This is a genomic window from Pseudomonas sp. 67(2021), assembly GCF_017491835.1.
GTDB lineage: Bacteria > Pseudomonadota > Gammaproteobacteria > Pseudomonadales > Pseudomonadaceae > Aquipseudomonas > Aquipseudomonas atacamensis.
The window spans coordinates 1-26106 of sequence record NZ_JAFGYL010000019.1 but is presented as its reverse complement, the minus strand read 5'-3'; the positions used below and the strand labels follow the sequence as shown (position 1 = coordinate 26106).

At 59.0% G+C, this 26106-nt stretch carries 19 protein-coding genes and 1 pseudogene; 8 read left to right on the top strand and 12 right to left on the bottom strand.

The genetic code is table 11. The features are described from left to right. Positions 1-3: 3 nt before the first annotated feature. From J5M66_RS21075 to J5M66_RS21055, 5 genes are all read right to left on the bottom strand, one after another. Positions 4-744, bottom strand: coding sequence for an SDR family oxidoreductase (locus tag J5M66_RS21075; RefSeq protein WP_110646221.1), 741 nt, complete (start codon positions 742-744; stop codon positions 4-6). Next, entirely contained in the window at positions 741-2057 is a 1317-nt protein-coding gene (locus tag J5M66_RS21070) for an FAD-binding oxidoreductase (protein ID WP_207808412.1), read from the bottom strand. The genes J5M66_RS21075 and J5M66_RS21070 overlap by 4 nt, the downstream gene beginning before the upstream one ends. Then, positions 2054-3523, bottom strand: a complete 1470-nt coding sequence (locus tag J5M66_RS21065) for a UbiA family prenyltransferase (protein ID WP_223630805.1) — start codon at positions 3521-3523, stop codon at positions 2054-2056. Before J5M66_RS21065 ends, J5M66_RS21070 begins: the two co-directional genes overlap by 4 nt. Continuing rightward, complete coding sequence (locus tag J5M66_RS21060; protein WP_207808415.1) at positions 3520-3882, bottom strand: GtrA family protein; 363 nt, start codon at positions 3880-3882, stop codon at positions 3520-3522. Before J5M66_RS21060 ends, J5M66_RS21065 begins: the two co-directional genes overlap by 4 nt. A gap of 237 nt (positions 3883-4119) precedes the next feature. Beyond that, positions 4120-5541 carry an amino acid permease gene (locus J5M66_RS21055; RefSeq protein WP_125925657.1) on the bottom strand — a complete coding sequence of 474 codons (1422 nt, stop codon included), beginning with the start codon at positions 5539-5541 and terminating at the stop codon, positions 4120-4122. A gap of 472 nt (positions 5542-6013) precedes the next feature. Between J5M66_RS21055 and J5M66_RS21050 the strand changes: the two genes are divergently transcribed. Both J5M66_RS21050 and J5M66_RS21045 read left to right on the top strand, forming a co-directional pair. Then, on the top strand, positions 6014-6472 hold the full coding sequence (locus tag J5M66_RS21050) for a transposase (protein WP_207808423.1): 459 nt from the start codon (positions 6014-6016) through the stop codon (positions 6470-6472). 1503 nt (positions 6473-7975) lie between these two features. Further along, positions 7976-11119, top strand: a complete 3144-nt coding sequence (locus tag J5M66_RS21045) for a transglycosylase domain-containing protein (protein WP_123443751.1) — start codon at positions 7976-7978, stop codon at positions 11117-11119. A gap of 142 nt (positions 11120-11261) precedes the next feature. On the opposite strand, the gene J5M66_RS21040 is transcribed toward J5M66_RS21045, so the two are convergent. From J5M66_RS21040 to J5M66_RS21020, 5 genes are all read right to left on the bottom strand, one after another. After that, entirely contained in the window at positions 11262-12506 is a 1245-nt protein-coding gene (locus J5M66_RS21040; RefSeq protein WP_207808425.1) for a hypothetical protein, read from the bottom strand. 47 nt (positions 12507-12553) lie between these two features. Next, positions 12554-13054, bottom strand: a complete 501-nt coding sequence (locus J5M66_RS21035; RefSeq protein ID WP_122611869.1) for a CS1 type fimbrial major subunit — start codon at positions 13052-13054, stop codon at positions 12554-12556. 32 nt (positions 13055-13086) lie between these two features. Then, positions 13087-13830: a molecular chaperone gene (locus J5M66_RS21030; protein WP_122611907.1), complete on the bottom strand. Its 744-nt coding sequence runs from the start codon at positions 13828-13830 to the stop codon at positions 13087-13089. 119 nt (positions 13831-13949) lie between these two features. After that, positions 13950-16472, bottom strand: a complete 2523-nt coding sequence (locus J5M66_RS21025) for a CS1-pili formation C-terminal domain-containing protein (RefSeq protein ID WP_207808428.1) — start codon at positions 16470-16472, stop codon at positions 13950-13952. A gap of 111 nt (positions 16473-16583) precedes the next feature. After that, positions 16584-17075 (bottom strand): CS1 type fimbrial major subunit, encoded by a 492-nt coding sequence (locus J5M66_RS21020; protein ID WP_125917664.1) that lies wholly within the window; start codon positions 17073-17075, stop codon positions 16584-16586. A 495-nt stretch (positions 17076-17570) separates the two neighbouring features. Here J5M66_RS21020 and J5M66_RS21015 point away from each other — a divergent pair, with 495 nt between their 5' ends. Together J5M66_RS21015 and J5M66_RS21010 are read left to right on the top strand one after the other, a co-directional pair. Next, complete coding sequence (locus J5M66_RS21015) at positions 17571-18146, top strand: PadR family transcriptional regulator (RefSeq protein WP_016773362.1); 576 nt, start codon at positions 17571-17573, stop codon at positions 18144-18146. Then, entirely contained in the window at positions 18143-18928 is a 786-nt protein-coding gene (locus J5M66_RS21010; protein WP_123443757.1) for a siderophore-interacting protein, read from the top strand. Before J5M66_RS21015 ends, J5M66_RS21010 begins: the two co-directional genes overlap by 4 nt. A gap of 120 nt (positions 18929-19048) precedes the next feature. Here the strand turns inward: J5M66_RS21010 and J5M66_RS21005 are convergent, their stop codons facing one another. Both J5M66_RS21005 and J5M66_RS21000 read right to left on the bottom strand, forming a co-directional pair. Next, on the bottom strand, positions 19049-19687 hold the full coding sequence (locus J5M66_RS21005; RefSeq protein WP_123444245.1) for a Pr6Pr family membrane protein: 639 nt from the start codon (positions 19685-19687) through the stop codon (positions 19049-19051). Between the two features lies 1 nt (position 19688). Continuing rightward, a complete protein-coding gene (locus J5M66_RS21000; protein ID WP_016773359.1) occupies positions 19689-19919 on the bottom strand; it encodes a VF530 family protein in 231 nt (76 codons plus the stop codon). 300 nt (positions 19920-20219) lie between these two features. On the opposite strand from J5M66_RS21000, the gene J5M66_RS20995 reads away from it, so the two are divergent. From J5M66_RS20995 to J5M66_RS20980, 4 genes and pseudogenes are all read left to right on the top strand, one after another. Continuing rightward, positions 20220-21581: a carbohydrate porin gene (locus J5M66_RS20995; protein WP_123444244.1), complete on the top strand. Its 1362-nt coding sequence runs from the start codon at positions 20220-20222 to the stop codon at positions 21579-21581. 217 nt (positions 21582-21798) lie between these two features. Beyond that, positions 21799-24210 (top strand): glucose/quinate/shikimate family membrane-bound PQQ-dependent dehydrogenase, encoded by a 2412-nt coding sequence (locus J5M66_RS20990; protein ID WP_123444243.1) that lies wholly within the window; start codon positions 21799-21801, stop codon positions 24208-24210. Between the two features lie 663 nt (positions 24211-24873). Continuing rightward, the gene (locus tag J5M66_RS20985; RefSeq protein WP_207808431.1) at positions 24874-25203 is read left to right on the top strand and encodes a hypothetical protein; all 330 of its coding nucleotides are present in this window, start codon (positions 24874-24876) and stop codon (positions 25201-25203) included. Positions 25204-25735: 532 nt separating this feature from the next. Then, positions 25736-26030, top strand: a pseudogene (locus J5M66_RS20980) (hypothetical protein); the annotation flags it as partial. Positions 26031-26106 lie beyond the last annotated feature (76 nt).

Below are 26106 nucleotides of genomic sequence, written 5' to 3'. Positions count from 1 at the left end.
GATTCACAGGTTCAGCCTCTTGAACAACGGCTGCGGCATCACCCGAATCAGCCACATGATCAGCCCCCAAAACCCGGGCACATACAGCACCGCCACCTGTCGATTGATCCCTCTGACTATTCGCCGGGCAACCGTATCCGGTTGCGCTACAAGCAAGGAGGGCAGCGCCAGCCCTTGCGTCATGGGCGTGTCGACTAACCCGGGCTTTATCGTGATCACATGCACACCCGCCTTGAACAAGCGTACCCGCAGGCCTTCGCAGAACGTGGACACGGCCGCCTTTGCCGCGCCGTACAGGTAATTGGAAGGTCGTCCTCGATCCCCGGCAACCGAGGAAATGACCGCCAGCGTGCCGTACTGCTGGACAGCCATGCGGTTTGCCAACAGCGTCAACAGCGCGATCATTGAACTGCCGTTATTGGCGAACTGCTCCATGGCCTGTTCAACGTGTTGTTCGCACGCGTACTGATCTGGCAGCGAGCCATAGGCAATCAGACAGATATCCACCGTCTGCAACGTCGCCAGGCACTTCTCGTACATGACCGGATGTGCGGCGATATCACTGGCGTCCATGACGTACGTGGTCACGGCTCTGGCACCTCGAGCCTGCAGATCGACACTGGTTTGCTGGAGCTTTTGCGCATCCCTGCCGACCAGGAACAATTCGCTGCGATCAGCCGCCCACAATCGTGCGCAAGCGCAGGCAATCGCCGAGGTGGCGCCCACAATCAGTATTTTTTTCATCGAGTGACTCGCTGCCAGAAACGGGAGATCAGGGCCGGGTCGCGCATCGCTTCCAGTTGCTCCCAGGCGGGATAGGCCTGGCGAAAATCGCTGCCGCTCATGTGAGCGTCCTTGGCTGGGTACAAACGACCGCCTGCTTCCCGCACGATGGCGTCGAGACGCGGCAGAAGTTTTTTCGGCAGATCTATGTCGTGTGGAAAGTCCAGCGCCAATGAAGTACCGGGCATAGGAAAGGAAAGCCATCCCGGCGAAGGAATGTCGCCACAACGCTTGAGCACCGCGAGGAAAGAGCCACTGCCGCTACGCGCAATCGACTTGAGTAATTCGGCCAGTGCCACGGCTGCAACCGAGGCCGGCAATACGCACTGAAATTGCTGGAAACCTCTGCGTCCGTAGATGCGATTCCAGTTTTCGATACGGTCCAGCGGATAGAAGAACGAGCTGTAGCTAACCTTTTGATGTTGTCCGTTCGCTGGCTGCCGTTTCCAGTAGTGATCGTTGAACAGTTTCAAGGTGAGCGAATTGATCAGCGATACCGGAGGGCGGATCGGGACAGACAGAGAACGTGGTGCAGCGACCTCAAGGCGCCCCGCCACGCAATGATCACCAGCCGTGAAGCATCCGCGCCCTAGCGCATTGCCCTTGGCCAGGCAATCGATCCACGCGACGCTGTATTCATGCTGCGCATCCATGTCGGCCGACAGGGCAAAAAAATCATCCAGACAGTCAAAACGCACCCGTGCGCTGTCGATCAGGCTCGACTGGATCTTGCGCAGACGAATGCGCACCCAGGTAATCACGCCCGTCAGGCCGAGCCCGCCGATCGTTGCAGCAAACCACTGAGGATTTTCCCGCAGCGAACAGACCATCGGCGATTGCACGGATCGGTGCAGTTCAAAACACACCAGCGAATGAGCAAACGTGCCGCAGCGATGGTGATTTTTCCCGTGGACGTCATTGGCCACCGCCCCACCCAGCGTTACATGCCGCGTACCGGGCGTGACGCGTAAAAACCAGCCGCGGGGAATGGCCAATTGCAGAATCTCGCCCAGTGTCACACCCGCTTCTGCGCAGATCTCACCGTTTTCCCAATCGGCTTCGATGAAGCGGTTCAGGGGGCGTAATTGCAGCACATGATCGCTTGCGGCCATGCAGCTATCGCCATAGCTGCGGCCATTGCCAAACGGTAACGTTGTGCCGTGAGATTCGATCAGATGCTGCCACTGCGGTCTGATATCCGCTTGCCAGTGGCAGGGACGACCACTCTGCGGGGCATGGGGATAGTTTCCCCAGGAAGCCAGCGAGGCCATCATGCCGCCACCCAGAAAATCAGACAGAACGCCGTTCCCATCACCAGACTCAAGCGATCACGCAGTGCGAAAACCACCGGATCCTCATTCATGCGGCCGCGATGCGTCAGGAGCCAGATACGGGTGATCCAGAGCAGCATCAATGGGCAGGCAAACCAGAGCCATCGGGGAGATGCGTACAGCTGGGTAGTCACGCTGTCATGGATGTAAAGCGCTAACACCAGGACGGCGAGATAACCGGATGCGGCCCCCAAAGAGGAGAGCATTGCCAGGTCAGCAGGAAAGTAGTCGCGGCCGCCGGTCTTACCGGTGATGCCGCTGTGCAGCGCCAGCAACAGCTCGGCATAGCGCTTGACCAGCGCGAGGCTCAAAAACATGAACATGGAAAAAGCCAGCATCCACCCCGTCAGGTCGAGGCCAAACGCGGCGCCACCGGCAATGATGCGCAAGGTATAAAGCAGCGCCAAGGCGATCACATCCAGTGCCATCAACCGCTTCAGCGCCAGCGAATACACCAGCGTCAAAATGTAATAAGAGGCGAGCACGGCAACGAATGGATGAGGCAGCCACAACCAGGCACCGATGAACGAAGCTGACAACAGCAGGGGAAAAACCACCAGACCGGACTGGATAGATAACGATCCACTGGCGAAAGGTCGGTGGCGTTTGGTCGGGTGCTTGCGGTCATCGTTCAGGTCGAGCAAGTCATTCAGGAGATAGACGCTCGATGCACACAAGCCGAAAAGTATGAAGGCCAGCATGCCGCGCCCCAACAGCAGCGGATTGGCCATTAGATGCGCCGCAAGAAGGGGAACGAAAATCAGCACATTCTTCATCCATTGATGAATGCGCAAGGCCTTGTACAAACTTCTGAAGTACGTAACCCGAGATTGAACCACCTGAACTACGTTATCCATGTGCCGGGTGGCGCGTTCGACGCCTGCTAAAGGGTTGACGATATATGCACGTCTGGCCGAGCGCCAAATCGGCAAGTCGTCCAGCGAGTTACCGATGTAATCGAACCCTTTTTCCCCATATAACGTCACCAGCACATCACGCTTGTTCGTTCCGGAAAGGTTCTGCTCAAGGGTCGTACCCAAAACGTCATCAAAGAGCTTCAGGTGCTCGGCGATACGTACCGCCAATGTGTGATGACTGGCCGTGGCCAGAACAACTTTCCGACCGGCATTGCGCTGTTCCTCAATCATCCGGAGCGCGTCGGGATCATAGGGCAAAGTCGCGACATCGATGTCCGTCGCCATTGCCAGTCGATCTTTCAGATACGCCTTGCCATGCCAGAGCCAGGGTAAAAGTTTCAGGCAGTGCAATGGTTTGCTGCGGACAAAGGACATCACACATTCGAACAGCAGATCAGATTTGACGAGGGTCCCGTCCAGATCAACCACGAAGGGCATTGAAGTAGCGCAGGACGCTGACATCGGCAGTACGTCAGGCAGCGAGACGTTCATGCCCGTCGCCCTCTAAAAAGGACAAAGCGGAAAACGCAGTACCCTGAAACAATATTCACCAGCGAAAACGAAGCGACCGTCACCAGCCCGGACAAGCGCCAGACGTCCGCGATGACACCCACGCCAAAACTGACGCCGCCCATCAGGCCGATGAACATCAGATAGGGAAATACCGGCGTTTCCCTTTCAAAGATATAAAGCATGTTCAGATAGAAAGAGAGCGCAGCAGCTACGCAGAACGCCGCAAAGTTGCTGGCTGCCTGACTCAGGGCGGCCGCCTGACAGAGCACGAAAAATATTTGCCAATGGATGAGCGCATCGGCCAGTCCGATAACGGTAGTTGCAGAGAATCCTTTCATGGTGGTTGCCAGCCGCTTCCAGAGGACGGACCTCCAAGCTAGGCCGGAGCTTGAAAACGGTCTACTGTCAGAAATTACAGGTAGAGGGCTTTATCCGACCAGCGGTCATCTTGTCGTACTCACGTGTCAATTGCTCATCGCGTGCGATTTCAATGCGTTCACCGTTAATCGCCGTGCCCATCAAACCCAAAAGCCCCGATCTCTCGATCAGGGCTTCGTTGTTTACGCACTTACGGTTCAAGAAACCGAACGCACCGAACCTTGCGACACTTGCGTCGGCTGCAACTTGAACAAGTAAAACAACACCGTCAACAACACCAGAAACGCCGGCCCGACATACAGCGCCACGCGGGTATCCGGGAAGTACGCCATCAGGCCGACCACCAGTACCAGAAACGCCAGGGCGAAGTACGAGCTGACCGGGTACAGCCACATCTTGTACTTGAGGCCGGCACGTTCGCTGGCGCTCAGGCCTTTGCGGAATTTCAGCTGGGCGAGAAGGATCATCACCCAGGTCCAGATCGCACCGAAGGTGGCAATCGAGGTGACCCAGACGAAGACTTTTTCCGGCACCAGATAGTTGAGCACTACGCCCAGCAGCAACACCGCGATCGATAGCAGCAGCGCCCGGCGTGGCACACCGTTGTTCGAGGTCTTGGCGAAACCGGCCGGGGCCTGGCCGTTCTGCGCCAGGCTGTAGAGCATGCGCCCGGTGCTGAAGATGCCGCCGTTGCACGACGACAGCGCCGCAGTAATCACCACGAAGTTGATAATACCGGCTGCGGTCTTGATGCCCAGCCGCTCGAAGGTCATCACAAACGGGCTGCCTTGGGTGCCGATTTCGTTCCACGGGTAGATCGACAGAATCACGAACAGCGCGCCGACGTAGAACAGCAGAATCCGCCAGAACACCGAGCCGATCGCGTCGGGAATGGTCTTTTGCGGATTCTTCGCTTCACCGGCGGTCAGGCCGATCATCTCGACACCGAGGTAGGCGAACATGACCATTTGCAGCGACATCAGCACACCGGTCACGCCGTTGGGCATGAAACCGCCGTGGGCCCACAGGTTGGAAATGCCCAGCGCCACGCCGTCATTGCCGAAACCGAAGGCGATGATGCCGACGCCGCCGATGACCATGGCAATGATGGTGACAATCTTGATCAGGGCGAACCAGAATTCGAATTCGCCGAAGGCTTTCACCGCGATCAGGTTGATCGAGCCCATGCTGATCAACGCCGCCAGGGCCCAGATCCAGCGCGGCACATCCGGGAACCAGATACCCATGTACACCGCCACCGCAGTGATTTCTGCGACGCAGGTCACCAGCCACAGAAACCAGTAATTCCAACCGGTGAGAAAGCCTGCCAGCGGACCGAGATAGTCCTGCGCGTAGCGGCTGAACGAACCGGCCACCGGGTTATGCACGGCCATTTCGCCGAGTGCGCGCATGATCACCAGGATCGCCAGACCGCCAAGGATGTAGGAAAGCATGATCGCCGGGCCGGCCATCTGGATGGCTTTGGCCGAACCGAGAAACAGACCGACGCCGATACAGGCACCGAGCGCCATCAGGCGGATATGCCGTTCGCCGAGTTCTCGTTTGAGCGGACCGCCCGAAGCGGTGTCGCCGTGCGGCAGAGGATTGCCAACTGGCATAGGGGTACAACCTCGTCTTGTTATTGGATATGACCACCGAGTTTCGAAGCGTCGGCCGATAGGCCTTGGCTGGGCAGGAAACCGCGTCGGCTTCGTGGGCAGACGCGTCTTGCAGGGCGGGCCTGAAAGATCAGCGGGGCGTGCAGTATAAAAAGCTCAGGACAGGATTTTTCACTCTAAAAGTCACAACATTCAGCGACAACTCTCGGCAATAGTGGGTTCTGCGGAGAGGCATTACCTGCGTTACGTAGGAAAAGTCGCCACTGAAAAAGCCGCGAAGTATTGCACAGCGATGGTGCAGCGTCATGTTTCAGCTCTGGGGCATTTGATCCACTGTGTGATGTCTCGCCTCGCTTGATCACGGATAAATCGCCCGACGGATTCAGAAATTTCGCTCAACATTTGCAGCGCCGAGCGGGGCAGGCAACCACTAACCTTTGAAAAAGCCAGGAGCACATGCAAGGAAGCTCACATGCCAGTCCGCCCCAATTCCCACCGTTTGCGCCAAGGTCGTTTCCCGGAAAACGGTCGTGCCTATTTCATCACCTCTGTCATCCACGAACGCCAGCCCGTATTTGCAGATTGGCAGACCGGCCGGTTACTGGTTGCCGAACTGCGCCGGGCTCATGAGCAAGGAGTCGCGCAGTCCATCGCCTGGGTTGTCATGCCTGACCACTTTCATTGGCTGATGCAATTGCAACGCGGCTCCCTTGGCGAAGTCATTGGCGGTGTAAAGGCTCGCTGTACGCATGCGGTTAACAGAAAAACCGGACGTCACGGACCGCTGTGGCAAACCGGCTACCACGACCGTGCGATCCGTGACGGCGAGGACCTGGAGCCCATCGCCCGCTATATCATCAATAATCCCTTGCGAGCCGGGCTGGTCGATAACCTCGGTGATTACCCGCTTTGGGATGCCTACTGGCTCTGAGCACAACAGTTCTATGGAATAGGTGGATTTCTTCCTCACACAGACAACATCCCGGGATGTACACAGCCTACTTGTGGCGAGGGGATTTATCCCCGCTCGGCTGCGCAGCAGGCGCAATTTGCTCACATGCGGTGTGCCTGTAGAAACTGTGGTGGCAGGTTTTGGGGCTGCTTCGCAGCCCAGCGGGGATGAATCCCCTCGCCACAGGGAGTCCCCGCTCGGCTGCGCAGCAGTCGCCATTTGCTCACATGCGGTGTGCCTGTAGAAACCGTGTCGGCAGGTTTTGGGGCTGCTTTGCAGCCCAGCGGGGATGAATCCCCTTGCCACAGGGAGTCCCCGCTCGGCTGCGCAGCAGTCGTCATTTGCTCACACGCGGAGGGCCTGTAGAAACTGTGGTGGCAGGTTTTGGGGCTGCTTTGCAGCCCAGCGGGGATGAATCCCCTCGCCACAGGGAGTCCCTGCATGACTGATAAATCTGCTAGCCACAGGAATCCTTTCCTCAACACAGACAACATCCCGGGATGTGAACAGTATCTTTGTGGTGAGGGGATTTATCCCCGCTCGGCTGCGCAGCAGTCGCCATTTGCTCACATGCGGTGTGCCTGTAGAAACCGTGTCGGCAGGTTTTGGGGTTGCTTTGCAGCCCAGCGGGGATGAATCCCCTCGCCACAGGGAGTCCCCGCTCGGCTGCGAAGCAGTCGCAACTTGCTGACATGCGGTGTGCCTGTAGAAACTGTGGTGGCAGGTTTTGGGGCTGCTTTGCAGCCCAGCGGGGATGAATCCCCTCGCCACAGGGAGTCCCCGCTCGGCTGCGCAGCAGGCGCAATTTGCTCACATGCGGTGTGCCTGTAGAAACTGTGGTGGCAGGTTTTGGGGCTGATTTGCAGCCCAACGGGGATGAATCCCCTCGCCACAGGGAGTCCCCGCTCGGCTGCGCAGCAGTCGCCATTTGCTCACGCACGGTGTGCCTGTAGAAACCGTGTTGGCAGGTTTTGGGGCTGCTACGCAGCCCAACGGGGATGAATCCCCTCGCCACAGGGAATCCCTGCATGACTGATAAATCTGCCAGCCACAGGGAGTCCTTTCCTCACACAGACAACATCCCGGATCTGCACAGCATCCTTGTGGTGAGGGGATTTATCCCCGCTCGGCTGCGCAGCAGTCGTCATTTGCTCACATGCGGTGTGCCTGTAGAAACTGTGGTGGCAAGTTTTGGGGCTGCTTTGCAGCCCAGCGGGGATGAATCCCCTCGCCACAGGGAGTCCCCGCTCGGCTGCGCAGCAGGCGCAATTTGCTCACACGCGGTGGGCCTGTAGAAACCGTGCTGGCAGGTTTTGGTGCCGCTTCGTGGCCCAGCGGGGATGAATCCCCTCGCCACAGTTTTTGTTCCAGTTTTATTCAGACAAAGCGCCGGCTCCGCTCTTCACATTTTTTTCACCGGCTTCAACCACCGTCTAAGCTTCAGACAAGTCCGATCAATCTGCGTGAATGGATCAGTCGACTATGGGCGCTTTGTGGCAAACCGATTCGAGTAAAACCGTGGTTCAGACTGAAAGTGTGAATGAAGCGCCTGTCCCTGAAAAACCCCGTCGCAACCGGCACGGGTGGAAGGCTTTCTGGTTGCTGTTTTTGATCATTGCGGTGGTGGTGGGACTCGCTGCGTCCAAGGAAATGCGCACCTCGCGTTTCCAGGCGCGGGAGCTGAGCCAGTACGCCGCTTCGCTGACCTACAAACTTGAACCCGGCCCCAGCGAAGCGATTCGTTATCCGGGCAACGGGCCGTTCGATCTGCGCCTGGGTTACAGCTCTCTGGACGAATTCCTGCCGCGCCTGCTCAAGCGCAATTACGTGATCACCGAGCAGACACGCTTCTCCCCTGCCCTGCTCGGTTACACCGACAAAGGCCTGTTCGTGCCGTATTCGGAAAAGATTCAGGCCGGGCTGTCGATCACCGATTGCCGAGGCGCGCCGCTGTATCGATACAACTATCCGCAGCAACTGTATGCCGACTTCGCGGCGATTCCGCCGGTAGTGGTCAGCAGTTTGCTGTTCATCGAAAACCGCTTTCTCCTCGACCCGAAACAACCGCTGGCCAACCCGGCGGTCGACTGGCCGCGCTTCGGCATGGCGGCGTGGTCGCAAGTGGCGAAACTGCTGCGCCTGCCCGGGCAATCGGCCGGCGGCAGTACCCTGGCAACGCAACTGGAAAAGTATCGCCACTCGCCCGATGGCCTGACCGTGTCGGGCGCGGAGAAGATCCGCCAGATGGTTTCCGCCAGCGTGCGCGCCTATCAGGATGGCCCGCAGACCCTCGGTTCGCGGCAGAACATCGTGCGCGACTATCTCAACAGCGTGCCGCTCTCGGCGGTACCCGGCCACGGTGAAGTGCACGGCATGGCCGAAGGTTTGCGAGTCTGGTACGGCAGTGATTTCAACAAGGCCAACGAGCAACTGAACAGCCCGAAGACCGACCCCCAAACCATGGCCGCCAAAGGCCTGGCCTTGCGTGAAATGCTTTCGCTGATGATCGCCCAGCGCCGTCCTTCGCATTACCTGACCAAGGGCCGCGAGGAATTGGCCAGCCTCACCGACAGCCACCTGCGCCTGCTCAAGCAGAACGGCGTGATCGACAGCGCTCTGGCCGACGCCGCGCTGGCAAGCACCGTGTCCTACCGCGACTGGCAGACCCAGCCAACGATGCAGCCGATTGAAACCAACAAAGGCATCAGCGTTGCCCGCAGCCGCCTGGCAAGCATGCTCAACCGGCCGCTTTACGACCTCGATCGTCTCGACCTGTCAGCCACCAGCACCCTGCAGGGCGACCTGCAAACGCAGGCCACGGCTTATCTGAAAAAACTCGCCGATCCGGTCTACGCTGCCGAAATCGGCCTGCTCGGCGAACGCCTGCTGACGCCGACCAGCACCACGCAAGTGCGCTACAGCTTCACCCTGTTCGAACTGACCCCGGACGGCTCGCGCGTACGCGTGCAGACCGACAGCACCGATCAGCCGTTCGACATCAACGAAGGCAGCAAGCTTGAACTCGGCTCCACGGCGAAAATGCGTGTGCTGACCACGTACCTGCAAATCGTCGCGGAGCTGCACGACAAATACGGCGCGATGAGCGGGCCAGAATTGAAAAAAGTCGAAGTGCCGGATCAGGATCGCCTCAGCCGCTGGGTCATCGACTACCTGATCCAGAACAAGGATCACGATCTGTCGAAGCTGCTCGGCGCCGCGCTGGATCGCAAATACTCGGCCAGCCCCGGCGAGGCGTTTTTCACCGGCGGCGGCCTGCACAGATTCAACAACTTCCGCAAAGAGGACAACGGTCGCCTGCCGACCCTGCGCGATTCGCTGCGCGAGTCGATCAACCTGCCGTTCATTCGGCTGATGCGCGACATCGTCCGTTACACCACCTACTCAGGCCCCAACGGCGAATTGCTCAAGGATGACCGCGACCCCCGCCGCCAGGAATACCTGGCCAGTTTCGCCGACCGCGAAGGCACCTCGTTCCTGCTCAAGTTCTGGAAGAAGTACAAGAACAAGGACACCCAGGCGCGCCTGGAAACTTTCCTCGACAGCATCCGCCCGACGCCGATTCGCATGGCGGCGGTGCACCGTTATCTGTTGCCGGATGCCAGCCAGGAAGACTTCAACAGCTTTGTTCGCGCCCACCTCAAAGGCGCCAAGCTCAAGGAGAAACTCACCGATGACCGCCTGATCCGCCTCTACGATTCCTATGGGCCCGGCAGTTACGATTTGCCTGATCAGGGCTTCATCGCCAAGGTGCATCCACTGGATCTGTGGATGATGGGTTATCTGTTGCATCACCCGGAAGCGACCTTCAGCGAGATCGTCAAGGCCAGCCATTTCGAACGCCAGGAAGTCTACAGCTGGCTGTTCAAGAGCCGGCACAAAGGCGCGCGCGACAGCCGCATTCGCACCATGCTCGAGATCGAAGCGTTCCTCGACATTCATCAGCGCTGGCAAAAAGTCGGCTACCCGTTCGATCACCTGGTGCCGTCACTGGCCACCGCCATCGGCAGTTCCGGCGACCGTCCCGCCGCGCTCGCCGAGCTGATCGGCACCATTCTCAATGACGGCGTGCGCATGCCGACGTTGCGCATCGACAGCCTGCATTTCGCCGCCGATACGCCGTACGAAACCAGACTGGTCAACGACCCGCACGTGGGTAAACGCGTGATGCCGGTGGAAGTGGCCCGGGCCATGCGCGAGGCGTTGTCGCAAGTGGTCGATGCCGGTACCGCCAAACGGCTGTCCGGCAGTTTCAAATTGCCCGACGGCACGCCGCTGGCCATGGGCGGCAAGACCGGCACCGGCGACAACCGTATTGCGGCGATCGGCTCCGGCGGGCGGATCATCAGTTCGAAGTCGATCAACCGCACCGCGACCTTCGTGTTCTACATCGGCGATCACCATTTCGGCACCCTCACCGCGTTCGTCCCGGGGCGCTCGGCAGAGAACTTCAAGTTCACCTCGGCCCTGCCCACGCAAGTGCTCAAGGGCATGGCGCCGATTCTCACGCCGTATCTGCAACCGGGCAGTGACTCGCAATGTCGTCCGGCGGAAAATCCACCCGTGGTTACCACCGGGCCGGCGCAGTTGGCGATCCTGTCCGGATGACATCGCATTGCTGCTCTTGCTTCTGTCGCAAAGACCGAGGAGTCCTGCCAGGCTGGCCCCGTGCAGCCGCGCAAGACGCTGGGGCCCGATGGAGCGTCTGAACGCAGCCAGACTGGCATGGGCTGCTTGACCGGAATCGCGCTTAACCTACCTCTGAATCCCAGATCACCGTGACATTGCCCGAATAGCTGCGCGCTTCCCCTTCCCTGATCATTCTTTCCACCGCATCGCGGGCCACTTCGAAATGCAGCGTGCCCACCTTGCGGTCCAGATAAAAGCTCGGCTGAAACAACTCGGTGCCCGTGCCATCAATCAGCAATCGCCGGCGATTGACCGCTTGTCCGGCGCCATCGGTCAGCCCGTTGGGCAGGCTGACGCTGACTTCCAGTGGTACCACATGGCCGGTGCCCGATTCCCGTATCAAGCAGTCGTTGACGAAGACGTACTGGCACTCGATGTTCATCTTGAAGCGGCTCGAGGCCGAGATATTGAACGTCTGGTCACGCATCAGCCGGGTCGGCTTGCGGCCCTCGTTCAGCCACGACTGCCAACCGCCCACCGGTTGCAGCGCCACGCGGTTGCCGCCGGGAGGAATATCGACCTTCATGGTGTGCGTGACCCTCAAATTGAAATTGAGGATCAGAATCGAGTCGTTCGGGATCATCACATCGCCCATGTCGAAATCCATGTTCGGACCGACGGTGTAGGTAATGGCACCGGTGTAGTCGCCAGCATCCATTTTCAGCGGATCCGGCGTGCGCAGTTCGTAGGCAAAGACGAAATATTGATAGTTCATGCCAAGCGGTATATCGAACTGAGCTTTCTTGGCGCAGGCCCCCGCCCCTTCCGGAACTCTCCAGAAGCTGTTGTAACCATGATATCCCGCTGTATGGGTACCGACACTCAGACACGGTGGCGGAGCGTAGACCCAGCCGCCGCCCTCCCACAAGTCATCCCACCAGCCGCCTCCGGTCAGCTCGACGACCGACAACGGGAAGCCCGCCTCGTGACCAACACCGGCGATTCTCACCTCGACAACGTGGCTATCACCGGCAGCGTTGGTCACCGAAACAGTCCTCCAGTCGGACGGCACTTTGGCCATGCCACCCTGGCGCGGATCGGCGTGGTTGGCCTGAATCGGTGCATTGGAGGCGAACGGAATTTGCGCGATCAGGCTGAACAGCCCCAAAGACTCGCACGTTGCCGGTACCTGACGGCAGAAACCCTGGGATGGGGTCTGATTCTTGAACTGATTTTTTTGCGGATTGGCAAAGTCCGGCTCGAAGGTGGCATCAATGTTGTGCACTTCGGCCGCTGCCGCAGCGCTGAACAACGTCAACAGCAATCCGATCCATGGGCGGATGCCCGGGGCGCTAGAAAAAATCATGGGTGGTCTCCAGAAAATACTTCGATACCAGCATTGCGCGAGCCATCTCACTCGCCAGGCGCTCGGGCACTGAACAGCAACAGCACGTTGCCGGCGTAATCCCCGGGGCGGTAGCCGCCCTCCGGGCTGATCGGGTCGATCTGCAACAGCACCCGTGTCCCCGCAGCGGCCTCGGCCTGCGACACCACCTCGCGCGGCGCCATCTCGGCGCTCAGCTCCACCTTGTTAAAGGTCACGCGCAAACTGATATCGTCTGCCGGCCGACCGTTCGAAAGGTAGGGCGCGGATTCCAGCCGCGCTTCAATCGCACTGGTGTCGTGACGCACATCAAAGTACTTGCGCACACTGCTCAGGCTTGAGTTCGAGTGATTCCAGTCGAGCCGCTGCGGTCGGTGAATCCAGTCCGGCACCGCGGGAATGATGTAGAACGATCGGTTCGGCACTTCCACTGTCACTTCGAACGTGTGTGCTTCCCGAGCCGCCCAGGCCGCATCGCTGGCCAGAGCCGCCGCGGCTATCAGCGCGACGACGGAGCATTGCTTGATCATGTTGGTTACCCGTTGCGTCAATGAAAGCAGACCTAGCGGCTGCTGACCGTCAGGTTCTTCTTCTCGCTGCCTTCGATCAGGAAGAAGCGGTATCCACGGCCCTTCTCCTTGTCGAAAGCGAACGTCTTGCCCGCCAGCACATGGTGTTTGGTGGTCACACCGCAGTCGGTTTCGTCGCTCAACGAGCAGTCTCTGAACTCGTCGACAATCACCACGGTGTTGCCGTCATTACGCAGTTCGTAGCGGCTGTCGGTTTCATTGATCGTCGTGGCAAACCGGGTTTCCCTGGGCCGTACGAAGAACACCGTGCCGAAACCGGTCATCACGTTGACCCCGGCCGTCAGTGCCTTTTTGTAGTCTTCCCGTTCTTCCTGGCTGACAGCGAACTCGTCTTCCTTTTCCGGCACCACCGGCACGAAGCGCACGCGGAAGTAACGCTCGCGATCGCGTTCACCCATGTACAGCAAGCGGGTGCCCTGCATGCCCTCGGCCGGGACGATCAGCCGCGCCGGGCTGGCCATCAGGCCGTTGCGCGAAGCGCCGTCGGCAGCGTTCTCAACCGGGATTTCCTTCGGCGTGCCGTCGGCATCGTAGACAATCTCCAGAACGTTTACCTTGACGAACGCGGTGGCATCGCCGCTGTTGAACACCCGTTTCAGATAGGTGCTCTTGTCGCCATCCATATAGTCGTACACCGTACCGACATTGATCTGCGGCCCGGCCTGCGCCGTCAGGCAAAACACGCTGAGCACGCCCAGCAAAAAACCACGGTTCATCACTTCAACTCCATGAAAAAAGGAACAAGGCGCCGGCGTGCACGTTCATACGTCGGCTTCCCGGATAGCGTTGATATTGCTGGTGCGCGTGTCGCCCAAATGTGGACCTGGTCATCGGTTCAGCCCGCCTTCTGCGCGGTGACACCGACGTCGGCCACGGTGTCTGGCGTGCAGCGCAGATCGCCTATCATCAGGACGTTGTTTTCACTGCGGTACTGGTTGGCATCGAGGCGGAACTGACACAGCAAGCGATTATCGCGACGGATTTCGAGGGTCGGCGAACCGGCGTTCATCTCCATTGAAAAGAACCCGTCGACCTCGGTGACGCCACGGCTGGCATGGTTGATCACATGATGGCCCTTGAGCGGCCGCCCTGCTTCATCGATCAGGCGACCGAGCACTGTCAGGGTTTTCATCACACGGATCTTGCGGTACTCCACCCCGCCCTTGTTCAGGTGATAGCGAGTGCGCGCCGGCTCGATGGTCGCTGCGGGCACGTTATTGCCCTCGAAGTCGAAGCTCACGGAGCTGTTCTGATAGGCCGTGATCGGGATGAAATTGCGCCCCGGCTTCAAGGCAGCGCTGCTCCCGCTATAGTCGTCCGCGCGCAGGACGATGTCGTCGATGTCCGATTCGACATCGACAATCATTCCGGCGCCGCGCACTTCGCTGTGATTGGTCATGAGCATCTGCTCGCCACCAACGACCAGCGTGCTGTCGAGGTTGAGGCCGCCGGTGAAATTGCCGTTGTAGGACGAGCGTTGAATAAAGCCATCGCCGTTGACCGCATCGGTGCGGAAATTGGCCAGGCTGGACATGCCCAGGCCGTAGGTATCGGTGAGCGCCGTGACCGAGACGCTTTGCAGCACGTGATCCTTGAAATCCTTGCGCCAGCCGAGCGAGGCGTTGTTGTCACGTTCGCCATCACGGGCGGTGCGTGAGCCGATGCTGCCGGTGAGCTGTTGACCGGGCGCGCCGAGCGCCAGATTGATGCTCAGATCGATCCCGCGGTTGCGCGCATCGCCGCTGCTGAAACTGCCCGGACGATCAAAGACCGACAGGCGCCAACTGGCATCACTGCCCAGCAGCACCGTGCGCTGGGTCCAACCCAGATCCAGGCCCATGCCTTCGACATTGCCTTCGCTGTGCGAAACCCGGGCATTGACCGAACTCTTGCTGCTCACCCGATGATTGAGCGCCAGCGATGAATTGCTGGTCTGGCCGACGAACACGTTACGCGGACGAACGCGTGTGCCGTCGGGCAGCGTTTCGTAGGTGTTGGTGGTGTCGAGCCAGCTGCGGTTGTGGCTGATCACCAGACTGCCCGCGCCGTAGTTGTAAAGGCTTTGCAGATCCAGACCGGTGCCGTAATCCTCGGTCTTGTAGACATTGGCATACAGGCTGAGGTGGTTGGCCAGCGTCCAGTCGATGGATGTGCCGTACTGCAGCTTTTCGCGAATCTGCCGCGCCGAAGCGCCGAGAATCACCCGCGGATGCAACAGATAGTTGAGCGATGCACCGGCGGTCGGGCTGCCACTGCTTTGCTTGTCCCAGTTACTCAACAGTTTGCTTTCTTCGCCGGCAAATAGGTTGTAGCGCCAGCGCTCATCGAGGTTGCGCCAGTTGCTCGGCTTGTAGACCAGTTCCTGCGTGGTGGAGGTGATCTGGCCGTCCTCGATCAGGCGAACCTCCACCTCGTAAATGCCACCCGGCAGCGGCCGCGTATCGAGCGACTGCAGACCGGCGGGCACCGATTGCGTGTTGATCAGCAAACCATTGCGCCAGATTTCCACCGCCCCCTGACGATTGGCGGTCACGTAGATCGGATACACGCTCGGCATCGGCGTGTTGATCGCCAGACTGTCGGAGCTGCCATACATGAGGCCTACAGCGGTGTCGGGGCTGGTGCCGAACGTGCGCGGCTGACGCATCAGCCCTTCGGAATTGGGGGTGAAATAGCCCAGGCGAAAGAAACTGCCTTGCAGTTCGCGCTGGGTGTGCAGCTCATGCACGGCGTGATACAGCTTGGTGTCAGGACCGCCGAGCCGGGCCATTTGCAGGTTGAGGGTCTGGCTCCAGTTGCCCAGACTGGAACTGGCTTCCAGGCCGAAGCGCCCACCCAGATCCTGATCCTGGCCGCCATTGAGATTGAGTTGATTGCGCACCATCAGGCCACGACTGCCTCCATCGGGTTGCTCGTAATAACGCTTGGCCTGAACATCGCGCTCGGCATTTTCAGTGAGGATCGAAACCAGCGAACTTTGCAGGTTGTAGTGCACCGCCAGAAACTGATCGGGACATGAACCGCGGCACGCGCCCAGAGGCACACCGGGTTTGAGGTAGCTCGCCCACTTTTCCCGCTCGGCCGGGCCAAAGCGGTTTTCGCTGGTATCGGTGAATTCGAGAAGCGTGATGCGGTCATCTCGCGACAGCACCACCATGGCTTCGCCCAGCGGCTGCTGATCGACTTCGACCCGCACCGCCAGCGGTACATCAAAGAAATGCTCCTCGAAATCCGCCGGCAAGCCTTTGGCCTGCGCCAGCAAACTGCGTGGCGTGGTACCGGTGGCGTCGGAAGCCATGACTGCGCTGGCACAGAACAACAGCGCAAGCGCAGCCGCGATGGGTGTCATCGGGAACATGAACTCGTACTCTGATTTTCAGACAATGAAAGTCCGTCGGGGCAAACACGGATGTTTGCCCCGTCGGTCAAACCCACGGCGAAGGTGGGCGTCTAGCAGGCGATCATGCGATCAGCGCGAACCGACCGGAGGTACCGCATCGAAAACCATTGCAATAGTTCCGGTGTAATCACCCGGCGCGTATGTGGAGCTGGCACGCGGAGCGATTTTCAGCAATGCGCGGTAGGTACTGTCGGATTCATCTTCACCCACAACCATTTGTGGCACTTGGGTAAGAACCTTGCCGTTGAATTCAACGTCCAGGGCAATCTGATCGACACCCGATTGCAGCATAGGGATGCCATTGAGGCTGGCGTGAACGGAGCCGTCAGTGTTACGTACGTCAAAGTAACCTTTGACCTCGGTCATTTTGCCGGTGGCAGGGTTGTAGCTCATGTCCTGGTCCTTGTTGACCAGATCAGGGTCGACCGGCACCACATAGAAGCTGGTGGTTGGCACTGTGGCGACAAGACTGATGGTATGCGACGCTTCATTCGCAGCGAAGGCCGTGGAGGACATTGCCAGAAGAGCCAGTGGAGCAGCGATTGCGATTTTCTTGAACATCGTTCAGTACCTGTTTGCTTTATATAAGGGGGTGTCATTGAAAGTTCATAAACCTTTTGCTCGTCGACCGCTGAAGCAACTTGAACTTTCAATGCCGGGCATCATCGACTGTTGCCTCTGGAATGTAAGCAGGCAACTTCCGACAAACTCGTAGTTAAACAACCCCACACCCCGCCAGAAAAAAGAACAAAAAAAAGATACTTGCAACATTCGCTGTAAGTTGCGCCCTACACACAGTTACAGGCAAAAAACCATACAGCAACTTAGCCGCTTTAACGCGGCAACTTGCGCGAAATTAGAATATATACTCAAGCACAACTAGAGCGATAACTTTAACTTTAAGGTCACGCCTTTTTATTTTTGATCGGAAAGAGTTTTGTGGCTTTTTTCACGCTGACCGCTCGTCCGTCGAGCGTCGCCAGAGGCTAAAAACGTCTTGCACAGCGCTTAAGATATATCTTAAGTTGTATCTAAATACGACGAGAGAGAAGCGAAATGAGAGACCATCATTCCCCCCACCGCGAGCATGGCGATGGCCGCGACGGCTTCGAGAAGCGCCCCGGTCGCGAACGCGGCGGCCGCGGTCCGCGAGTCTTTGCCCCCGGCGACTTGAAATTGCTGTTGCTGGCGCTGATCGCCGAACAGCCCTGCCACGGTTACGACCTGATCCGCCAGATAGAAGGCATGTTCGACGGCGCCTACAGCCCCAGCCCCGGGGTGATCTACCCGACCCTGACGTTTCTGGAAGAGAGCGACCTGATCGCCGGTGATGCCGAGGCCGGCAAAAAGCGTTACAGCGTCACCGACGCCGGTCGTTTGTCTTTAAGTGAACAAGCGGTGGCGCTCGACGGTGTACGCATGCGCATCGACGTCAGCAAGCGCTCGCTGCGCGGCCATGATCGCCCGCCGGAAATCCACGAAGCGGTGCACAACCTGCGCCATGCCTTGCAGCTGCACCATGGGCGCTGGAGCGCCGAAGAAATCCTGCGCGTGCGTGACCTGCTCAACGACACCGCCAAAGCCATCGTCGACGGCCCTGCCGTTCAACCTGCCACGGAGAAAGCCGAATGACTGCAGTCGATAACCAAACCATTCACCGCGTGATGCACGAAATCAAACGGCGCAAGCTTGAAGTGCTGCGCGTCACCGACCTGACCCCGCGCATGCGCCGCATCACCCTCGGCGGGCCGGAACTGGCCGGGTTCATCAGCTTGGGCACGGACGATCACGTCAAACTGCTGTTCCCGCAGAACGCCGAACAAGCGGCGGCGCTGGAGACGATGCAACTGGGCGCCGGCAAGGACAACGGGCCGATGCCCGAGATGCGCGACTACACCCCGCGTCGTTACGATCTGGATAAAATGGAGCTGGACATCGATTTCGTCCTGCACGGCGACGGCCCTGCCTCGACATGGGCCGAGCAGGCGCAACCGGGGCAGTTCCTGCATATCGGCGGGCCGCGCGGTTCGATGATCGTGCCGGACATCTTTGACAGCTACCTGCTGATCGGCGACGAAACCGCCCTCCCCGCCATCGCCCGCCGCCTCGAAGGTCTGGCGGCAAATCGCCGGGCACTCGTGGTGATCGAAGTGGAAAACGGTGCCGAGCAGCAAGTGCTGGAAAGCGCGGCGCAGTTCAATGTGATCTGGGTGCTGCGTGAAGGTGGCAAGGACAACCTGCTGACGACGGTCAAACAACTGCAGGTGCCCAAGGGCAATCTTTACGCCTGGGTGGCGACCGAGACCAAGGTCTCGCGGCAGATCCGCCGGGTGCTGATCGATGAGCATGGGCTCGATGAACAGTTCATCAAGGCTGTCGGCTACTGGCGCGCCGAGGGCTCTGACGAGGAGTGATTTTCCTCTGACCACAATTCCCCTGTAGGAGCGAGCTTGCTCGCAAAAGCGGTGTGTCAGTCAACATCCATGCAAACTGATACACCGCATTCGCGAGCAGGCTCGCTCCCACACTGGATCTCAACTTCGTGCGGACAATCTGCGGTCGAGACCGATGATCAGCAGGCCCACCAACACAAATCCCACCAATATCCCCCCGGCATTCGCCAGCACCTGTGGATATCCCAACACCGCCACATCAATGAACGGATACGCATAGGCGCCGAGCAGATGCCCGCGCAGCAAGGCGTAGATGAAATACACCAGCGGATAGATCAGCCACAGCGGCAAGTGCCACAAGCGCAACGTGCCTTTGGGGACGCAGTACCACCAATAGCCAAGAAACAGCAATGGCATGACGTCGTGGAGCAATTCGTCGGCAACAAACTGCCAGCCTTCGGGGTGCCACAAGTGCCGCAGCAGGATGCTGTAGGCCAGACCGACCACGGCGATGCTCACCGCGATCCCGCTGTTGACCCACGGTTGCAGAAACCAGCGCCGCGCGGCGGATTCGCGCTCGGTAACTGCGCAGGTCAGCACCGTCGCCACCAGGGTGTTGGTCAATATGGTGAAGTAGCTGAAGAAACTCACCAGCCCGCCCAGCAGGCTGGCGCCGATGCTCAATCGTGCGAAGAGAATCAGGTACAGCTGAATTGCCAGCCCTGCCCAGCCCAACACGGCCAGGCCGGTGATCAGGCGTTGGCGCCTCGCGCTGTCCATCTCAGAGCGGTCGCTTGGTGCGCATCAGCTTCACGTACAGGCGTTCGACCTTCTCCCGCGCCCACGGGGTTTTACGCAGGAAGGTCAGGCTCGACTTGATGCTCGGATCGCTTTTGAAGCAACGGATGTCGATACGCTCCGCCAGACCCGACCACTCGTAGTGAGTCACCAGTGCATTGAGGATCTGTTCGAGGGTCACGCCGTGCAGCGGATCGGGGGATTGTTCGTTCATGCCGGGCCTTTGGGCGAAGTGATATGCAGAAGCCGCGCACCTTAGCCGAGGGGCAGAGCGGGTGGAAGGCCTGTCTTCAAATGTAGGCCAACCCGGGAAGATCGCAGGCTGTGGCCCGGCTCACAATGCGCCCGTTTGCCGCACTGTTACCGAATCCGAAACGCTGCATGTCTGCAAAAGCGCTTTCTCAATTTGTTACAGATCATTATCCTGCCGCCCTTCCGCTGAAACGCTTCACTGCCTGCGACAATCTGAAGCGCTCGGCCTGCACTCGAAAAAACATCAAAAAAAGACTTCTTCATGCCTGACTTTTGCTTCTCCCGAGACAGCGCTATCTCTGCCCTGCGCACCCTTGGCGGCTGCACCGCCCTTGGCTTGGCGACCTGTGCCCACGCGGCGCCGGCCTTCGACAGTGAATCACCGTACATGCTCGGTGACTGGAACGGCACGCGCACAGAACTTGCGGAAAAAGGCTACGACTTCAAACTCGATTACACCGGCGAAATGGGCAGCAATCTGCACGGCGGTTACGATCACGACCGCACTGCCCGCTACAGCGACCAGTTCGGCCTCGGCACCCATCTGGATCTGCAGAAGATCCTCGGTTGGAACGACGCCGAATTTCAGCTGACCATCACCAAACGCAGCGGCAACAACATCAGCAACGACCGCATCAACGACCCGCGCGTTGGCGGCTTCACTTCCGCCCAGGAAGTCTGGGGCCGTGGCCAGACCACGCGCCTGACGCAGATGTGGTATCAGCAGAAATTCTTCGATCAGACACTCGACATCAAAGTCGGCCGTTTCGGCGAAGGCGAAGACTTCAACAGCTTCCCTTGCGACTTCCAGAACCTCGCGTTCTGCGGCTCGCAGGTCGGCAACTGGGTCGGCGGCATCTGGTACAACTGGCCGGTCAGCCAATGGGCGCTGCGGGTCAAATATCACCTGACGCCCGAGCTGTATGCGCAGGTCGGCGCCTACGAGCAGAACCCGTCAAACCTCGATCGCGGCAACGGCTTCAAACTCAGCGGCAGCGGCACCCAGGGCGCGATCCTGCCGGTCGAACTGGTGTGGACGCCGAAGCTCAACGGCCTGCCGGGCGAATACCGCGCCGGTTACTACTACAGCAATGCCAAGGCCTCTGACGTTTATAAAGACCAGAACGGCCAACCGGCAGCGCTGAGCGGCGAAGCCTATCGCAGTGCCTCGAGCAAGCACGGCGTATGGCTGGGCGTGCAGCAGCAGGTGACCAGTATCGCCAGCGACCACTCGCGCGGTTTGAGCCTGTTCGCCAACGCGACGATGCATGACAAGAAAACCAACGCCATCGACAACTACGTGCAGGCCGGCCTGACCTACAAAGGTCCGTTCGATGCCCGCGCCAAGGACGACATCGGTTTTGCCCTCGCTCGTGTGCACGTCAACCCGGCCTATCGCAAGAACGCCGAAATGACTAACCGCGCCAATGCTGTCTACGACTACGACAATCCGGCGTTCCTGCCACCGCAGGACACCGAATACAGCGCCGAGCTGTATTACGGCGTGCACGTGACCAACTGGCTGACCGTACGCCCGAACCTGCAATACATCCGCCACCCAGGTGGCGTGAACGACGTCGACGACGCCCTGATCGGCGGAATCAAGATCCAGTCGTCGTTCTAAAGATCACCGCTACCCCCTGTGGGAGCGAGCCTGCTCGCGAAGGCGGCCTGTCAGTCGCTGCAGTGTTGCCTGATACACCGCTTTCGCGAGCAGGCTCGCTCCCACAGGAATGCATTTCGTTAGCCGAACAAGTTTTTATCTGAACCATGCCTGCGCCAAATCGTCATCTAAAGTGACTACAGCGCGGGACTACATAAACGTCACGGAGAATCACACTATGAGCACCGAAAGTGCTTCGAGTCGGGGCCGTCTGCTAACGGGCCTGCTCGGCATCCTGCTTCTACTGATGGGCCTGGCCATGCTGGCCGGGGGAGTCAAGCTGAGCATGCTCGGCGGCTCGCTTTACTATCTGCTGGCCGGTATCGGCATCGCTTTGAGCGGCATCCTGCTGCTGATGCGTCGCCGCGCGGCGCTGGGCCTGTACGCCATCGTGCTGTTTGCCAGCACGGTGTGGGCATTGTGGGAAGTCGGTCTGGACTGGTGGCAACTGGTGCCGCGTCTGGCGCTGTGGTTTGTCCTCGGCTTCGTGATGCTGCTGCCGTGGTTCCGTCGCCCGCTGCTGCTCAACGGCCCGGCGAAAATCGGCACTGGCGGCCTGACCATTGCTGTGATCCTGGCCGGCGTTACCGCTCTGGCCAGCCTGTTCACCCACCCGGGCGAGACCTTCGGCGAACTGGGCCGCGACAGCGCGGACATGACCAGCACCGCACCGGCCATGCCGGATGGCGACTGGCAAGCGTACGGTCGCACCGAGTTCGGTGACCGCTACTCGCCGCTCAAGCAGATCACCCCGGAAAACGTCGGCAAGTTGCAGGAAGCCTGGCGCATCCAGACCGGCGACCTGCCAACTGCCGATGACCCGGTCGAGCTGACCAACGAAAACACCCCGCTCAAAGCCAACGGCATGGTCTACGCCTGCACCGCGCACAGCAAAGTGCTGGCACTGGACCCGGACACCGGCAAGGAAATCTGGCGCTTCGATCCACAGATCAAGAGCCCGGTCGGCTTCAAGGGCTTCGCCCACATGACTTGCCGTGGCGTTTCGTATTACGACGAAGCCGCCTATGCCAAGTCTGAAAACGCCGGTTCCGCTGTCATCTCCGAAGCCGGCCAGGCCGTTGCTCAGGCCTGCCCGCGTCGGCTGTACCTGCCAACCGCTGATGCGCGCCTGATTGCGTTGAACGCCGACACCGGCAAGATCTGCGAAGGCTTCGGCAACAACGGCGTGGTTGACCTGACCCAAGGCATCGGCCCGTTCACCGCCGGCGGCTACTACTCCACCTCGCCAGCGGCGATCACCCGTGATCTGGTGATCATGGGCGGTCACGTCACCGACAACGAATCGACCAACGAGCCATCGGGCGTGATCCGCGCCTTCGACGTGCGCGACGGTCACCTGGTGTGGAACTGGGACAGCGACAAGCCGGACGCCACCGAGCCTCTGGCCCCGGGCGAAACCTACAGCCGCAACTCGGCGAACATGTGGTCGCTGGCCAGCGTCGATGAAAAACTCGGCATGGTCTACCTGCCACTGGGCAACCAGACCCCGGACCAATGGGGCGGCAACCGCACCCCGGGCGCCGAGAAATTCAGCGCCGGCCTCGTTGCCCTGGACCTGGCCACCGGTAAAGTGCGCTGGAACTACCAGTTCACCCACCATGACCTGTGGGACATGGACGTGGGCAGCCAGCCAACCCTGCTCGACATGAAAACCGCCGACGGCGTGAAACCTGCGCTGATCGCTCCGACCAAACAGGGCAGCCTGTACGTCCTCGACCGTCGTGACGGCACGCCGATCATTCCGATCAAGGAAATCCCGGTACCGCAAGGCGCCGTGAAAGGCGACCACACCGCACCGACCCAGGCCCGTTCGGACCTCAACCTGCTGGCCCCGGAACTGACCGAAAAAGCCATGTGGGGCGCCAGCCCGTTCGACCAGATGCTGTGCCGCATCCAGTTCAAGGAACTGCGTTACGAGGGCCAGTACACCCCGCCATCGGAACAGGGCAGCCTGATCTATCCGGGTAACGTCGGCGTGTTCAACTGGGGCGGCGTCTCGGTCGATCCGGTTCGCCAGCTGCTGTTCACCAGCCCGAACTACATGGCCTTCGTCTCGAAAATGGTGCCACGCGAGCAAGTCGAAGCCGGCAGCAAGCGCGAGAGCGAAACCTCGGGCGTGCAGCCAAACACTGGCGCGCCATACGCGGTGATCATGCACCCGTTCATGTCGCCACTGGGCGTACCGTGCCAGGCCCCGGCCTGGGGCTACGTCGCCGGTATCGACCTGACCACCGGCAAAGTCGTGTGGAAACGCAAGAACGGCACCAGCCGCGACAGCTCGCCAATCCCGATCGGCTTCACCCTCGGCGTACCGAGCATGGGCGGTTCGATGGTTACTGCCGGCGGCGTCGGCTTCCTCAGCGGCACCCTCGACCAGTACCTGCGCGCCTATGACGTGAATACCGGTAAAGAACTGTGGAAATCGCGCCTGCCAGCAGGCGGCCAAGCGACTCCGATGACCTACACCGGCAAGGACGGCAAGCAATACGTGCTGCTCGTTGTTGGCGGTCACGGCTCGCTGGGCACCAAGATGGGTGACTACATCATTGCGTACAAGCTGCCGGAATAAGATTTAACGGCGGTAAAACAAAGGCGCCACCTTGTGAAGGGTGGCGCCTTTTTACATAGAGGAGCGCCCAAAATACTCCATCCACGGCAGAGCATATGGCACCAATGAAGGCTATCCTCTTTTGCTCGCGGCTATTTGAGCTTTGATTGACTGTTGTACATCCGCCAACGATGCAAACAGACCGCCAGGTTTCCCACCGGAGTAGACAATCTGGAAACGGTAGCCTGAGTTGGCAGGATCATGTTCCAAGATGATCCAGCCTCGATAGGTTGTCGTAATAGGGTAACTCATAGTTTATCTCCTTGATTTTGCGCACTTCCCTAGTGTGAGAAATCGCCCTACCAATGTCGTACAACGTTATAAAAACCGTCAACTGTCAGAGTTGACAGGTATTCAATACGCATTCGAGATAAAGACTAATCCGAAGCGGAATATTAACGACTCAGGAAACAGTGCCCCTTCCGCATTAAAACCCAAAGAGCATAAACCCGATCAAAACCCAGCAAAAACGGGCTAAAAAACTGTCAACTATGACAGTAGCGACCCATTTCAAAAAAAGATGAGGATGCAGTCGCATTAATAGTACTTGTTGCCAGAAAAGTAACTGCGCACCTCCTGAGCCCTGGTTCCGGAAGCCGCATTAAATATTCAAGGAGATCAATCATGAACAATATAAGAAACAGGGGCGCTGCGCTCTTGGTAACCATTATGGCGCTGACTGCTTCAATTGTTAAAGCCGACGTAATTACAGACAAGGCAAACAATTGCAATAAAGCGCTGAGTGAGCTGAAGACTATCGGAGTGACGCCTGGCGAATATAGTTGCGAAGCAAATACGAAGAAGGACATGTACTGGCGAGCCTATGCACCAGGGGAGTTATTTAGAAAAATTCTTGATATTTGCGAAGCAAATGGACCAGTCACATCAGTTCCCTATGAATCATCTGAAGTTGTTGCGTGTAACTATTACTCTCCAGCGGGCTTTAGAAAATAACTGCACTACGACTTATTTGGACAAGCAATCCCATAGCTGGTGATGCCGGCCGGTTAGTGCCAAATAATTTGCTTAAAATGGCGAATCTCCTGTGGGAGCTAGCCTGCTAGCGATTGCGGCCTGACATTCAACATCTGTGTTTACTGAAAGTGCCCCATCGCTAGCAGGCTAGCTCCCACAGGTTGAAAAGTGTTTGCTCTTTAGGAAAGGTGCTTGTCCTACAGACGTTGAAAGTGGCGCGGAGTTTTCCGACAAGTCGCGTCGGTTGTGCCTCGGAAATCGGCTGGATAGGCTCTGGGGTCGCTGCAAATTCAGCGAACGGGCGTCGCGGCCCGAGCAGTTCATTCGATTTGATGCATAATCGCCGGCCCAAGCGCTTGCCGCTTGGTTTGATGGTGGCTGTGCGCGGGATACCCTCGGGTATGCCGGGTTTTCCGAATGGCTCGGTCCGCGAACCTGCGTACAGCTGCCTCCTTGCATTGCGTCGCGGCGAGCAAGCAAGGCAGCTCCATTTCTCATTCGGCGCGCCACCATGTTCAAACCAACACCCAATCCCCCCGAAACCGAAAGCACTTCCCCCTACCAATCCCCCGACTCAAAAAAAACGCCACGACGCCGCCGACCGTGCGCAGGACCACTACCTGAAACCACCCGCCAACGCCGACAAGGCCCACAAACCCAGCACCATGTTCCAGGTCACTCCAGACCAAAACAACGAAAGCCTGCTTGCCCACGCCTGCGAATCCCTGGCCTCGGCCAATGTCATGACCAGCGACATCGCGGCATACGTCGACAGCCCACAGCGACATACCATCCTTGCGATCCAGCCACCATTTAATAGTTAAAGCTAACCAGCACTAGCGTTTTTCGCTATTTATGCAAAGACATTGTTAGATTCCAATA